The organism is Pseudoduganella sp. GW821-FHT05F09, assembly GCF_059419605.1.
On the sequence record NZ_JBWKSD010000006.1, the window covers coordinates 299634 to 312969 of the forward strand.

General features: G+C 61.7%; 17 protein-coding genes and 1 tRNA gene. 13 read left to right on the plus strand and 5 right to left on the minus strand.

Annotated features, from left to right (window positions below; genetic code table 11):
• Positions 1 to 239 precede the first annotated feature (239 nt).
• From upp to AC07S4_RS21075, 3 genes are all read left to right on the plus strand, one after another.
• Entirely contained in the window at positions 240 to 890 is a 651-nt protein-coding gene (gene upp / locus AC07S4_RS21065) for a uracil phosphoribosyltransferase (RefSeq protein ID WP_161074796.1), read from the plus strand.
• Positions 891 to 907: 17 nt separating this feature from the next.
• Positions 908 to 1270 (plus strand): Hpt domain-containing protein, encoded by a 363-nt coding sequence (locus AC07S4_RS21070; RefSeq protein WP_494988513.1) that lies wholly within the window; start codon positions 908 to 910, stop codon positions 1268 to 1270.
• A 288-nt stretch (positions 1271 to 1558) separates the two neighbouring features.
• Positions 1559 to 1762 carry a cold-shock protein gene (locus AC07S4_RS21075; RefSeq protein WP_008448165.1) on the plus strand — a complete coding sequence of 68 codons (204 nt, stop codon included), beginning with the start codon at positions 1559 to 1561 and terminating at the stop codon, positions 1760 to 1762.
• A gap of 102 nt (positions 1763 to 1864) precedes the next feature.
• Here AC07S4_RS21075 and AC07S4_RS21080 read toward each other — a convergent pair whose 3' ends face one another.
• The gene (locus AC07S4_RS21080; protein ID WP_494988514.1) at positions 1865 to 2782 is read right to left on the minus strand and encodes a LysR family transcriptional regulator; all 918 of its coding nucleotides are present in this window, start codon (positions 2780 to 2782) and stop codon (positions 1865 to 1867) included.
• A 161-nt stretch (positions 2783 to 2943) separates the two neighbouring features.
• Here AC07S4_RS21080 and aceB point away from each other — a divergent pair, with 161 nt between their 5' ends.
• Positions 2944 to 4542: a malate synthase A gene (gene aceB, locus AC07S4_RS21085; RefSeq protein ID WP_494988515.1), complete on the plus strand. Its 1599-nt coding sequence runs from the start codon at positions 2944 to 2946 to the stop codon at positions 4540 to 4542.
• A 58-nt stretch (positions 4543 to 4600) separates the two neighbouring features.
• Here the strand turns inward: aceB and AC07S4_RS21090 are convergent, their stop codons facing one another.
• Together AC07S4_RS21090 and gloB are read right to left on the minus strand one after the other, a co-directional pair.
• Positions 4601 to 5251 (minus strand): 2-hydroxychromene-2-carboxylate isomerase, encoded by a 651-nt coding sequence (locus AC07S4_RS21090; RefSeq protein WP_494988516.1) that lies wholly within the window; start codon positions 5249 to 5251, stop codon positions 4601 to 4603.
• Between the two features lie 10 nt (positions 5252 to 5261).
• Entirely contained in the window at positions 5262 to 6062 is an 801-nt protein-coding gene (gloB, locus tag AC07S4_RS21095; RefSeq protein WP_494988517.1) for a hydroxyacylglutathione hydrolase, read from the minus strand.
• Positions 6063 to 6076: 14 nt separating this feature from the next.
• On the opposite strand from gloB, the gene AC07S4_RS21100 reads away from it, so the two are divergent.
• The 4 genes from AC07S4_RS21100 to AC07S4_RS21115 all read left to right on the plus strand — a co-directional run bounded on the left by AC07S4_RS21100 (position 6077) and on the right by AC07S4_RS21115 (position 8222).
• Positions 6077 to 6865 (plus strand): class I SAM-dependent methyltransferase, encoded by a 789-nt coding sequence (locus AC07S4_RS21100; RefSeq protein WP_494988518.1) that lies wholly within the window; start codon positions 6077 to 6079, stop codon positions 6863 to 6865.
• Positions 6858 to 7295 carry a ribonuclease HI gene (gene rnhA / locus AC07S4_RS21105; protein ID WP_161074789.1) on the plus strand — a complete coding sequence of 146 codons (438 nt, stop codon included), beginning with the start codon at positions 6858 to 6860 and terminating at the stop codon, positions 7293 to 7295. The genes AC07S4_RS21100 and rnhA overlap by 8 nt, the downstream gene beginning before the upstream one ends.
• A gap of 78 nt (positions 7296 to 7373) precedes the next feature.
• On the plus strand, positions 7374 to 8087 hold the full coding sequence (dnaQ, locus tag AC07S4_RS21110) for a DNA polymerase III subunit epsilon (protein ID WP_494988519.1): 714 nt from the start codon (positions 7374 to 7376) through the stop codon (positions 8085 to 8087).
• A gap of 60 nt (positions 8088 to 8147) precedes the next feature.
• Positions 8148 to 8222: transfer RNA gene (locus tag AC07S4_RS21115), tRNA-Val, on the plus strand.
• A gap of 148 nt (positions 8223 to 8370) precedes the next feature.
• On the opposite strand, the gene AC07S4_RS21120 is transcribed toward AC07S4_RS21115, so the two are convergent.
• Positions 8371 to 9000, minus strand: a complete 630-nt coding sequence (locus tag AC07S4_RS21120) for a site-specific integrase (RefSeq protein ID WP_494988520.1) — start codon at positions 8998 to 9000, stop codon at positions 8371 to 8373.
• A gap of 94 nt (positions 9001 to 9094) precedes the next feature.
• Here AC07S4_RS21120 and AC07S4_RS21125 point away from each other — a divergent pair, with 94 nt between their 5' ends.
• From AC07S4_RS21125 to tnpB, 5 genes are all read left to right on the plus strand, one after another.
• A complete protein-coding gene (locus AC07S4_RS21125) occupies positions 9095 to 10399 on the plus strand; it encodes an alpha-L-rhamnosidase-related protein (protein WP_494988521.1) in 1305 nt (434 codons plus the stop codon).
• 458 nt (positions 10400 to 10857) lie between these two features.
• Entirely contained in the window at positions 10858 to 11172 is a 315-nt protein-coding gene (locus AC07S4_RS21130) for a DUF1153 domain-containing protein (protein WP_057156241.1), read from the plus strand.
• Entirely contained in the window at positions 11169 to 11990 is an 822-nt protein-coding gene (locus AC07S4_RS21135) for an IS3 family transposase (RefSeq protein ID WP_494988522.1), read from the plus strand. Before AC07S4_RS21130 ends, AC07S4_RS21135 begins: the two co-directional genes overlap by 4 nt.
• Positions 11991 to 12265: 275 nt before the next feature.
• Positions 12266 to 12532, plus strand: a complete 267-nt coding sequence (tnpA, locus tag AC07S4_RS21140) for an IS66 family insertion sequence element accessory protein TnpA (protein ID WP_494988621.1) — start codon at positions 12266 to 12268, stop codon at positions 12530 to 12532.
• Complete coding sequence (gene tnpB, locus AC07S4_RS21145) at positions 12532 to 12678, plus strand: IS66 family insertion sequence element accessory protein TnpB (RefSeq protein ID WP_494988523.1); 147 nt, start codon at positions 12532 to 12534, stop codon at positions 12676 to 12678. The genes tnpA and tnpB overlap by 1 nt, the downstream gene beginning before the upstream one ends.
• Positions 12679 to 12803: 125 nt before the next feature.
• Here tnpB and AC07S4_RS21150 read toward each other — a convergent pair whose 3' ends face one another.
• Positions 12804 to 13334: a hypothetical protein gene (locus AC07S4_RS21150; protein ID WP_494988524.1), complete on the minus strand. Its 531-nt coding sequence runs from the start codon at positions 13332 to 13334 to the stop codon at positions 12804 to 12806.
• Positions 13335 to 13336: the final 2 nt, after the last annotated feature.

Here is a 13336-nt window from a genome sequence, read left to right on the forward strand (position 1 = left end):
ACCAAAACGAAATGTATCACTGTTGGCGCGCGAAAAACATGAAAAATGACAACATCTATGCATGTTTTGCAAAAAAGCCCTGAGGCGGCTGCAAAAAGCCCTTCTACAGAGTAGCAGATGGGCAAAGTTGCCGCAAAAACGGGCACCCGGCGGGCCTGGAATATTTTCCCCAAAAGCTTTCCACCGGGGGCGGATGGCTGGGATAATGCGGGCTATAACCGATTAGATATGAGCACCCCATGAAACAAGACCCGCGCTTCCCGAATTTGTTCATCACCGACCACCCGCTGATCCAGCACAAGCTGAGCCATATGCGCGACAAGGCGACCTCCACCCGCACCTTCCGCGAGCTGCTGAAAGAGATCACCCTGCTGATGGGCTATGAGATCACCCGCGACCTGCCGCTGGGCACCCGCGAGATCGAGACCCCGCTGATGACCATAGCCGCGCCCGTTATCGCCGGCCGCAAGCTGGCCATCGTCCCCATCCTGCGCGCCGGCATCGGCATGAGCGACGGCCTGCTGAGCCTGGTCCCGTCGGCCCGCGTCGGCCACATCGGCGTGTTCCGCGACCCGGACACCCACCAGCCGGTGGAATACCTGGTGCGCCTGCCGGACCTGGTCGAGCGTACTTTCATCCTGTGCGATCCCATGGTTGCCACCGGCAATTCCGCGGTGCACGCGGTGGACGTGCTGAAGAAGCGCGGCGTGTCGGACGAGCAGATCATCTTCCTGGCCCTGGTGGCCGCGCCGGAAGGCGTTGAAGTGTTCCAGAAGGCCCACCCCGGCGTGAAGATCTACTGCGCCTCGCTGGACAGCCACCTGAACGAGCACGCCTACATCGTGCCGGGCCTGGGCGACGCGGGCGACCGCATCTTCGGCACCAAGTAATAAGAAGAGGGCAGAGCGTGGCGACCCTGGTTGATCCGAACTTCCGTGCGCGCCTGGCCGCGCTGGGCGACAAGTACGCGGCGGGCATACCCGCCACGCTGCAAGCGATTACTGCAGCCCTGTCTCATTGCCGCAACGCCGATGCGGACGCCGCCGCGCTGGAAAAACTGCACGCTTTGCTGCACGGCGTGGCGGGCTCGGCGGCAACATTCGGCTATGCCGTGTTTGGCGCCGAAGCGCGCCGTCTGGAGCAGGAACTCTTGCCGTTGCTGGGGAAACGTCCCGCCGAGCTGGCCAGCTGGGACGCGCTGGCGGCGCAAGTCGAGCGCTACCTTGCCTGGGCCGCACAGGACCCGAAAGCGCCGGTTTCCGGGGCCTGAAACCGAAGTTTCTTCGCGCTCGTTTGATTTTCCTCAAGCGCGATCTCCGGATCTTGTCTATAGTGACACTTATGCCGCGCGAATTTGTGCTCGGGGAGATCTGGCTAGATGGCTACACCACCGAAGTCACATCCTTGCATTTATTTTCGTGAAAGCGAGATTTTTTCGTTTTATTCGGTATAATGCGGGATCGTTAGATTCAAGAGTAGTGCAGTTTGTCTGTCATTTCTTACTTGCTTCAAACGATATCACGGGCGCAAGCCCAACTTAACTGAAATAGGAATTGTAATGGCAACTGGTATCGTAAAATGGTTCAATGATTCGAAGGGTTTTGGCTTCATTACCCCTGACGAAGGCGGCGAAGATCTGTTCGCTCACTTCTCGGCTATCCAATCGGCTGGCTTCAAATCGCTGCAAGAGAACCAGCGCGTTTCGTTTGAAGTAACCGCCGGCCCTAAGGGCAAGCAAGCTTCGAACATTCAGCCACTGTAATACGCTGAATCTTACGAGATGAAGAAATCCTCGGTTTCCGAGGATTTTTTTTCGTCTGTACGTTTGGCGACGCCTGCCCGGACGAGGCGCCGCCAGCTCCGCTCACGCCGCCACCTTCTCCTTGCGCCAGTACCCCGGCTGCGCATACGTGCGCCGCAAGAAGTCCACGAACGCCCTGATCCGCAGCGGCAGGTGGTTGCGCTGCGCGAACACCGCATAAATATCATTGCCCGGCGCCGCATACTCGTCGAGCACGGTGCGCAGCCGCCCAGCCTCGATATCGCCGCCCACCTCCCACATCGAACGCCACGCCAGCCCTCTGCCTGCCAGCACCCAGTCGTGCAGCACCGCGCCGTCGTTGCAGCCCATATTGCCGCTGACCTTGAGCGTGACGATCTTGCCCTCCTGCCGGAACGTCCAGCCGCGCTGCGAACCGTCGCTGCTGATGGCCAGGCAGTTGTGCTTGCCAAGATCGTCCAGCGAGCGCGGCGTGCCGTGCCGTTTCAGGTAGGTCGGCGTGGCCACCAGCACGCGCTGGTTGTCGGCCAGCTTCACCCCCACCAGGCTGGAATCCGACAGCGAGGCGATGCGTATCGCCACATCGACGCCTTCACCTATGATGTCCACCACCCTGTCATTCAGGTTCAGCGTGGCGCGCACGTCGCGGTGTTCGGACAGGAAGGAGGGCAGCAGCGGCGCCACGTGCTGCCGTCCGAAGCCGGCCGGCGCCGACACCAGCAAGTGACCTGTTGCGCGCGCGCTGCGTTCCGCCACCGCCGCTTCGGCATCTTCCAGCTCGGTCAGGATGCGCTGGCAATCCTCCAAGAACGCCGCGCCTTCGTTGGTCAGGGCCAGCTTGCGGGTGGTGCGCTGCAGCAGTTTTACACCCAGCCTTTGTTCCAGCGCATCCAGCCTGCGCCCAATAACGGCGGGCGCTATGCCTTCCGCGCGGGCCGCGGCCGACAGGCTGCCCTTGGCCACCACATCCACAAAAGTGGAGATCTGTCTGAATTGTCCCATCGATGTGTACACCCCTGTTTTTCTTCACTTGTGCAAAAAACGCACAGATGAAGTGATTTTTAGTCTTGTTTGCATAACTATTTAGTGAATATACTGGAAAAAACAGCAAGACGCCTAGCGCCTATACTGAGGCATTCACACCTACCACCATCGGAGATCTCATGACGCAAGCCACCCTCACTCTGCCAGCAGGCATGGAAATTACCGGCGCCATCAAGCCCGGCTACGAAACCGTACTGACTCCCGATGCGCTGGCCCTGGTGGCCAAGCTGTCGCGCGAGTTCGAGCCGCGCCGCCAGGAACTGCTGGCGATCCGCGTGGCGCGCGCCAAGCGCCTGGACGAGGGCGAGCGTCCGGACTTCCTGAAGGAAACCGCGCACATCCGCGCCGGCGACTGGACCATCGCGCCGATTCCGAAAGCGCTGGAATGCCGCCGCGTGGAAATCACCGGCCCGGTCGAGCGCAAGATGGTCATCAACGCGCTGAACTCCGGCGCCGACAGCTATATGACCGACTTCGAAGACTCGAACACGCCGAACTGGGACAACCAGATCAGCGGCCAGGTCAACATGATGGACGCGGTGCGCCAGACTATCTCGCTGGAGCAGAACGGCAAGTCGTACAAGCTGAACGACAAGACCGCCACGCTGGTGGTGCGTCCGCGCGGCTGGCACCTGGACGAGAAGCACGTGCTGGTGGACGGCAAGCGTATTTCGGGCGGCATTTTCGACTTCGCCCTGTTCATGATCCACAACGCCAAGGAGCAGCTGGCGCGCGGCGCCGGCCCGTACTTCTACCTGCCGAAAATGGAATCGCACCTGGAAGCGCGCCTGTGGAACGACATCTTCGTGATGACGCAGAACGAATTGGGCCTGCCGCAAGGCACCATCAAAGCCACGGTGCTGATCGAGACCATCCTGGCCGCGTTTGAGATGGACGAGATCCTGTACGAACTGCGCGAGCACAGCTCGGGCCTGAACGCCGGCCGCTGGGACTACATCTTCTCCTGCATCAAGAAATTCAAGCTGGACAAGGACTTCTGCCTGGCCGACCGCGCCAAAGTGACCATGACGGCGCCGTTCATGCGCTCCTACGCGCTGCTGCTGCTGAAGACCTGCCACAAGCGCAACGCGCCCGCCATCGGCGGCATGGCCGCGCTGATACCGATCAAGAACGATCCGGAAAAGAACGAAGTGGCCATGGGCGGCGTGCGCAACGACAAGGCGCGCGACGCGACCGACGGCTACGACGGCGGCTGGGTGGCGCACCCTGGCCTGGTGGAGCTGGCCATGGGCGAGTTCAAGAAAGTGCTGGGCGACGCGCCGAACCAGATCGGCAAGCTGCGTCCCGATGTGGAAGTGACTGCCGCCGATCTGCTGAACTTCCAGCCGGAAGCGCCGATCACCGAAGCGGGCCTGCGCTACAACATCAACGTGGGCATCCACTACCTGGGCAGCTGGCTGGGCGGCAATGGCTGCGTGCCCATCCATAACCTGATGGAAGATGCGGCCACCGCCGAGATCAGCCGTTCGCAAGTGTGGCAGTGGATCCGTTCGACCAAGGGCATCCTGGAAGATGGCCGCAAAGTGACCGCCGAGATGGTGCGCGCGATGATTACCGAGGAACTGCCGAAGGTGAAAGCCTCCGCGCCGGACGGCAGCAGCATGAACTACGAACGCGCCGCCGAGATCTTCGAGGAAATGTCGACCTCCAGCGCGTTTGCCGAGTTCCTGACCTTGCCGCTGTACGAAGAAATCTAAGCGGGTTGGCGGGTTACGCGGCTGCGCCGCTAACCCGCCAATGTGTGCCGCCCCAGAGTCAAGCCGCCTTGCGCTGCGCCAGTGCCGGCCGGTCCAGGAACGCCTGCAGCGCGGCCTCGTCGATGCCGTTGCCCGCCAGGCGCCACAGCAGCGAATCAATCCGGTCCGCGCCCCAGAAAAACTCCCCTTCAAACGCAAACGTCGGCACGCCAAACACGCCTGCCGCAATGGCCTGTTCGGTCGCAGCCGCCAGCGCCTGCTTCACCCCCGGCGACACCGCAGCCTGCGCCAGCGCGCCCCCATCCAGGCCGCACTGGTCGGCCAGCCCGGCCAGCACCGCCATATCCGACACATCCGCGCCGCGCTCCCAGCACGCCGCATACATGGCCACCACAAAGCGCTTGCGCGCCGCCGCATCGGCTATCGCGGTACTGATGCGCAAGGCCGGCAGCGGATTGAAGGGATGCCCCGGCGGCCCCACGAAAGGCAGGCCCTTCGCCGCCGCCAGCCGCATCACATCGCGGAAAGTGTGCACGCGCTTGGCTGGAATCTCGGCCGGACCTTTCTGCCCGTGCGCATTGAGCATGGCCGCAAACAGCACCGGCACGAACTCCACCGTGCAGCCCGCCGCTTCAATGCGGCCGATTTCCTTGGTGGCCAGCCACGCGAACGGGCTGATGGGGTCGAAATAGCATGTGACGTGCTTCATCCTGCCTCGCTTAGAAAGAGTTTTTCCATTGCCGCAGGGCCGCGAACACGGCCACCGGCGCTTCGCCGCCTTGCAATTTGCCCGCCGCCACCAGCTGCGCGGCGATCTGCGGTTCGGCATACCGCAGGAAGGGATTGGTGCTGCGTTCCATGCCCACGGTGCTGGGCACGGTCGGCACGCCTTGCGAGCGCTTGGCCGTGTCCGCCTCCACGCGCGCCTGCAGCGCCGCGTTGCCCGGCTCCACCGCGCTGGCGAAGCGCAGGTTCGACAGGGTATATTCGTGCGCGCAAAACACCTTGGTGTCGGCGGGCAGGGCGGCCAGCTTGTTCAGCGAGTCCACCATCTGGGCCGGTGTGCCTTCGAACAGGCGGCCGCAGCCGCCCGCGAACAAGGTGTCGCCGCAGAACAGCCAGGGCTCGCCGCCTTCGCCACCGCGGCGCACGTAGGCGATATGGCCCAGCGTGTGCCCCGGCACCTCCAGTACCGACAGCTGCAAATCCAGCCCCGGCACGGCCACCGTGTCGCCCTCGGCCAGCGGCCTGGTCACGGCGGCGATGCCGTCATTGCGCGGACCGTACACGGGCACGGCGTAATGCTGCAATAATGCTGGGACGCCGCCCGTGTGGTCAGCATGGTGATGGGTGAGTAGAATGGCGGTAAGCGCCAGTCCGTGCGCCTTGAGCGCGGCCAGGATGGGTTGCGCGTCGCCGGGGTCCATCACGGCGGCGTGGACGCCGTCATGGATTAACCACAGATAATTGTCATTGAAGGCGGGAACGGTGAGGACGGCAAGCTTGCGGGCAGTAGTCATAGGGAAAGAGCGGCATGGATAGCGCGGCATCCGAAAAATCCATTATAGCGCTGGACGGCTGGCTGCAGACGCCGCCGGGCGCCTACGTGCGCGCCTGGGAACAGGCGCGCCTGGATGAGCTCACCGCCGACATCTTCGGCTTCAACGCCGTGCAGATCGGCCTGCCGCAAATCGACGCCCTGTCGGCCAACCGCATGCCGCGCAAATGGCTGGCCGACACCCGCCCGCGTCCGCTGCGCCTGGCCGACGGCAGCGAGCTGCGGCAAGTGGCCGTCACGCTGGACTACGCGGAACTGCCGTTCGCCTCGCAAAGCCTGGACCTGGTGGTGCTGCCGCACGTGCTGGAGTTTGCCGCCGAGCCGCACCAGGTGCTGCGCGAAGTGGAGCGGGTGCTGCGGCCGGAGGGCCAGCTCATCATCTGCGGCTTCAATCCGGCCAGCTTGTGGGGCTTGCGGCAAGTGACGGCGCGCATCACCGGCAACCATTTCCTGCCGCGCGATGGCGAATTCATCTCTATGCTGCGCCTGAAAGACTGGTTAAAATTATTGAATCTGGGCGCCACGCAAAGCCATTTCGGCTGCTACGCGCCCGCTTGCCGCACCGAAAAATGGCTGCAGCGCTACGCCTTCATGGACAAGGTGGGATCGCGCTCGTGGCCGTATCTGGGCGCGGTGTACATGGTGCAGGCGGTCAAGCGCGTCAAAGGCATGCACCTGATCGGTCCGGCATGGACCAAAAAAACGGCCACCGCCCCGGCGGGCGTGCCGGCAACGAACAAAAGGCGGGAACAGCAGGATGGATAAGGTTGAGATTTTTACCGACGGCGCATGCAAGGGCAATCCCGGCACAGGTGGCTGGGGTGCGTGGCTGCGCGCCGACGGCGCCGAGAAGGAAATGTTTGGCGGCGAACTGAATACGACCAATAACCGCATGGAATTGCGCGCCGTGATCGAATCGCTTAACGCGCTCAAGCGCCCGTGCGACGTGGTGCTGCACACCGACAGCCAGTACGTGCAAAAAGGCATCAGCGAGTGGATACACGGCTGGAAAAAGCGCAACTGGATGACCTCGGCCAAGGAGCCGGTCAAGAACGCCGACCTGTGGCAGGCGCTGGACCAGGCGCAGTCCGTGCACAAGGTGGACTGGCGCTGGGTGCGCGGCCACAACGGCCATCCGGGCAACGAGCGGGCCGACCAGCTGGCCAACAAGGGCGTGGACTCGGTCCGCAAATAAGGGCCGGGCAAACGCGGACCCTGTGGCCGGGCTTTGCTATACTGCCCGGCTTGCTCTTAGTCTTTCCTGAAGAAATCCATGCGTCAAATCGTACTCGATACTGAAACCACCGGCATCAATCCCAAACTGGGCAACCGCGTTATTGAAATCGGCTGCGTCGAGCTGGTCAACCGCATGCTGACCGGGAATAACTTCCACGTCTACATCAACCCGGAGCGGGACTCGGAAGAGGGCGCACTGAACGTGCACGGCCTGACCACGGAGTTCCTGAGCGACAAGCCGAAATTCCGCGAGATTGCGCAGCGCTTCCACGACTACATCCAGGGCGCCGAACTGGTGATCCACAACGCGCCCTTCGACATGGGCTTCCTGAACCACGAGTACCGGCTGCTGAACATGCCGCCGCTCGAGGGCCACATCAGCGGTGTGATCGACACGCTGGCGGTGGCCAAGGAAATGCGTCCAGGCAAGCGCAACTCGCTGGACGCGCTGTGCGACTTCTTCGGTATCTCCAACGCCCACCGCAAGCTGCACGGCGCGCTGCTGGATGCCGAGCTGCTGGCGGACGTCTACCTGTCGATGACGCGCGGCCAGAACAGCCTGGGCATGGACGTTGAGGAGGAAGTGCAAGTAGGCGGCGTGCTGCTGGAGCCGGTGCCGCTGGCCGACATCATCGTGCTGTGCGCCAGCGACGACGAACTGGCCGCGCACGAGGACACGCTCAACGGCCTGGACAAGGCGGTGAAAGGCAGCTGCATCTGGCGCGCGGCGCTGGCTCTGCCGGCTGCATAAGATTTTTCGAGCCAGCCCTTTTACAAATGTAATCGGTGCGCTATAATGCTCGCACTCAACGGGAGGTTAGCTCAGGGGTAGAGCACTGCATTCACACTGCAGGGGTCGCAAGTTCGAAACTTGCACTTCCCACCAAGAATTCGTAGCAAAATCAGATACTTAGAAATTGTTGCTGAGTATTGATGTTGAGTGTCAGAAATTTGGGGCAAATTTGGGGCAATGGAAGCTATGCCCAGCTCATGAAAAACCGGCCTAAGCCGGTTTTTTTTCGTCTGAATGAACCTTACCCGTGCCAAGGAAACTCATCCTCACGCTTGGGGTTGGTCTGTGCATACAGCTTCAACAGTTTCTGGCGGCGGCCATCGTCCAGCCCGCTGTTGATCCACTTCCCGTAAGTGCGCGTGATCATGGTGGTGTCTGCGTGTCCCATCTGCCCCGCAACGTACAGCGGGATGGCGCCAAGCATCAGCAGGCTCGAGGCGAACGTATGCCGAGTTTGGTAGGGATTGCGGAAGCGGACGCCCGCCTGTTTTAGAATCTGCTTCCACCGTTTATAGATGGGCTTGTCCCCGTTCCACTGCTGGCGTGTCTGCGGATTGACGAACACCAATCCTCCTCCCTCTGCGGTAAATGCCTTCTGGGCCTGTAGCGCCGTTCTGGCGCCAAGCCGCAAGTCGATGCTGCGCAGGCCCGCTTCCGTTTTAGCCCTGTCTTTCGTTTGACCATCAACAAAGACCTGCTCAACCGCCACCTGATGCCGTTCCTCTCGGATATGCGCCCACTGCAATGCCACATACTCTGACGGCCGCATTCCCGTGCAGAACGCGAACTGGACGTCACGCGACAGCAACAAAGGGAATTGATGCAGATCGTGTCGGGTACTGCGGTACCTGTGATTCCGGGCGATGCCCATTAGAATATGAAGGAAGGCCCATGACGGACTCAAATTTGAGAGGCGGCTGCCCGAGCGTGCGCTGCGCTATGCACGGCTGGAGGTCAGGGGAAACGTGCAACTGACCGACATCCGCTTCGACGCCAAGGTGCACCCGGCGCCTGCGCTGGGCCGCTTCGAGACCAGCGACCCGGCCCTGAACGCCATCTGGAACACGGCGGTGGCCACGCTGCGCTCGAACATGCACGATTTCTACCTGGACGGCATTCGCCGCGATGGGCTGGTATGGCATGACGGGACGCAGGCGCTGGAAGCGTTCGAGCGCGTGTTCTTCGATACCGACATGTCACGTCAGACGCTGGTGGTGCAGACATTGCCCGAGCAGCCGTCGGTGCGCGACTTCGGCATCATCGACTCGCAGATGTACGACGTGATCGGCTTCGAGCGCGAATACATGATGCGCGGCGACGAACGCTTTTCCCGCATGTTCCGCGACCGCATCGAGGACAGCCTGCAGCTCTACACCTCGCTGCAGGACGGCGCCGGCCTGCTTGATGCTCGGCAGGTCAAGCCGTACGGCTTTTTCCCTGATTGGTCCGCCGTCAAGGCGCAGGGTCCCGATGCGAAGGGCGCGCCGGCCTATGGCCAGATGCTGCTGGCCGCCGCCTTCTCGTCCGGCGCGCGGCTGGCGCAGGCCTGGGGTGACAAAAAGCTGCAGGCACGCTGGAGCGAGGCGGCGGCACGGCTGCGCACCACCATCCGGCGCCAGTTCCTCGACCAGCGCTCCGGCCTGTACGTCAACGGCATCGACAGCGTCGGCCAGCGCGACGGCCGCTTCACGCCGTTCGCCCAGGCCTTCGCAGTCGCCTACGACGTGGCAGCGCCGGGCGAGCACAATCGCCTGTTCGCGTGGCTGAACGACCCGAACAACCGCGCCCGACGCTGGAGCCTCACGCAGGTGGTGGAACTCACGGCCTATGCCAAGGCGGGCCGTACGGCCGATGGCATCGCGCGGCTGAAGGCCGTGTGGTTGCCGCTGATCGAACGGGGCTACCGCCGCTTCTTCGAAGACATCCGTCCGGAGCAGGGAGAGGTGGCGCAACTTTCCATGTACTCGCGCAGGTATGGCAACAGCCTGTGCCATGCTTGGGCGGGCGCCGCGCCGGTGATGCTCCTGTCGCGCGGGGTGCTGGGCGTGGAACCGCTGGCGCCGGGCTTCTCGTTGTGTCAGGTGACTCCGGCCACTGCGGGCATCGCCTCCGGCCACGGGGCGGTGCCGACCCCGCACGGACTAATCGAGATTGAGTGGTCGAAAGGCAAGGGCAGCCTGACACTGCCGGCCGGCGTCCGCGCCAGGCTGGCTGATGACCGCGAGGTCAGCGGCATTGGCAGGCATGCGCTGCCATCGGTGGCCGGCTAAACGCCGCTTCCAGCGGTCTGCCAAGCATCATCTCGTTTCCTGACGATCCGCTCAAGACGGTGCCGACACGACGCTTAGCAAATGCAGGACAAGGCAGCGTCTGCTTCATCTTGAGGATTGCCTGCAGCTGCGGAACCTGCTTTCGGGCCTGCTCCTCCGCCTTACTCGTTACGTTAAGCTCGAACCGAATATTATGGGTATAGGCCTGAACTTGGGCAAGATGCTAGACGACGCCAACGACCAATACCTGAAGCCACCGGACAAAACTTAGTGACGGCCGCTGCTAGAAAGTTCACATTGCAGTCCGATTCGCGATGAGCATCCTACTACGGAGCAGTCCGGACGGTGAGCGATACCTGTCCAGGTAGCAGAACCACTGTCCGGCAGTCCAATATGTGTCCGGATAGATGTAACGACCCACTGAATTCCTGCTCACGTCATAATTGAGGAAATTATCAGTGAGTACGAAGATGGACGAAGAAGTGAAACGCTGGACGGCCAAGCGCAAGAGCGCACTGGTGCTGGAAATCATCCAGGGCAAGACGACAGTTGCAGAAGCGAGCCGTGCCTACGACTTGGCGCCGTCTGAGGTCGAGGCCTGGGTCGATGACGGCAAGCGCGGTATGGAGAACGCGCTGCGTGCCAACCCGCTCGATGTGCGCGAGCAGTACGAGCGGCAGATCAAAGAATTGCAGGAGGCCTACGGCGAAGCGATGCTGGAGTTGCGCGTACGAAAAAAGCTGCAGTCCCTGTTGGGCGAGGACGAGAAGTGATCGAGACGATCCGCCAGGGACTCAAGGAAGATGGATTGGTCGTCCCGATGAGTAAGCTGTGCAAGTGGCTGGAGGTGCCGCGCCGCACTGCCTATTACAAGCCGACCAAGGCGGCCTCCAAGGTCAAGCCCGAGCTGGCCGCCCCGATCAAGGCCATGATCGAAGAATCACCGTCCTTCGGCTATCGCACGGTGGCGCACCTGCTGGGCATGAACAAGAACACCGTGCAGCGCATTTTCCAGCTTAAGGGTTGGCAGGTGCGCAAGCGGGCCATCGGCTTCCGGCCGCGCATCCAAGCCTTGCCCTCGGTGGCGCAGGCGCCCAATGAACGCTGGTCCACAGACATGTGCAGGATATGGGCTGGCAAGGACGGCTGGGCGACCTTGGCTTTGGTGATCGATTGCCACACTCGTGAACTGCTGGGCTGGCACCTGTCGCGCAGCGGCAAAGCCTGTACAGCATCGAGCGCCTTGGAGCATGCCCTGATTGCCCGCTTTGGCACGCTGGGACGCGTGCCGGCACCATTCCTGCTGCGCAGCGACAATGGCTTGGTGTTCACCAGCCGTAGCTTCACGGCACTGGTGCGCGGCTATGGCCTGCGCCAGGAATTCATCACGCCGCACTGTCCGCAGCAGAACGGCATGGTCGAGCGTGTCATACGTACTTTGAAGGAGCAATGCACACACCGGCAACGATTCGAGTCCTTGCAGCACGCCAGTCGTGTGATTGGCGATTGGATTCAGTTTTACAACAACAAGCGCCCACACCAGGCGCTTCAGATGAAAACCCCTGCGGCTGTTTTTGCATTAGCCGCGTAACCTGAGCAGATTCTGCTGGGTCATTACATAGATTCACCACTCGGTGTCCAGTTTGAGGAGAGAATCGGTGTCCTCTTTGAGAGGAGAATCAGTGTCCAGCTTGATGAGAATACTCACCGACTCCAGATCCACAGCACCAATCCGCTGGTGCGACTGAACGCCGAAGTAAAAAGGCGGTAAGCGTCCGGCCGTCCCACCTGTGAACGCGGTGCACGATTCTGCACACTCCGGTTTTCATTCCGGAGGACACGACGGAGAACCAAGCAAGAGAAGAAATCTGGAAGGAGCGCATTGCGCACTGGCGTGAAAGCGGCTTGTCACAGCGGGCCTACGCGCTGAAGCACGGCCACCCGGTGTGCCAAATGGGCTACTGGGTGCGGCGCCTTTCTGCCGCGCCTCGGCAAGTAGCAGCGCTGGTGCCGGTGGTAATCAAGCCGACTGCGGCGCCGTCGCTGGTGTTGCGCGGCCCGCAGGGCTTGTCGCTGGAGCTGGCCGCAGGCACGCCGGGCGAGTGGCTGGCGAACCTGCTGCGCAGCCTGTGATGCAACTGGGCGCTGGGGTGATCTGGCTGGCGACCCAGCCGGTCGATATCCGTGCCGGGATCGACCGCTTGTCGCTGTGCGTGCAGCAGGCGCTGGGCCGCGCGCCCTGCGACGGCACCGCCTACGTGTTCAGCAACTACGGATAGGCTACGACAGGATACGGACCAGATACGAACGGGATACGTCCGATGTCAACTGCCTTCTACGTGGCCAATTATCGCCCGCCTGCCCCATTCGTGTATGTTCGGCACTGCCCACTCATGCCCGCGCTCTACTGCTCTGTTCGTGTAACTTTGTCGGCACTGACGCACCCGCCCCCCTGCCCACGCGGAAGTGTCCCAAGAAATGCAATACCACTATGGATACGTTCTGAATAGGCTTGCATCCAATATGGATCTTCAAGACACCACTGAAGGAAATGTACGAGACACAAGATTTGCGAGCTGCTCAACAGGGAGAACTTCTTCATTGAATCGAAAGAAAATTCTGTTTCTGGAGAAAGCGCATAAATGAGCGATTCGATTTGGCGCCGCCGATCAAAGACTGTGTCAGGGGCCAAGCAATAGCGCAGAAAATGTGGCAGGATCCAGCGCGTCGCTTTTTCCGACAACACAGGGAAATAACGTTGAATCGTGCGGATTGCGTCTCCCGATATTGGTTTTCCCCGAAATTCCTCCATGTCTTCCTGGATCTCTTGAGACTCGATGGTGCGCGGTGATGCGGGAACCATATCGCACCGGGACGGCATTTCTATGAAAGAAAAAACGCTCTCTATTTCGCTTAGCAATGAAGCTTTTTCCATGT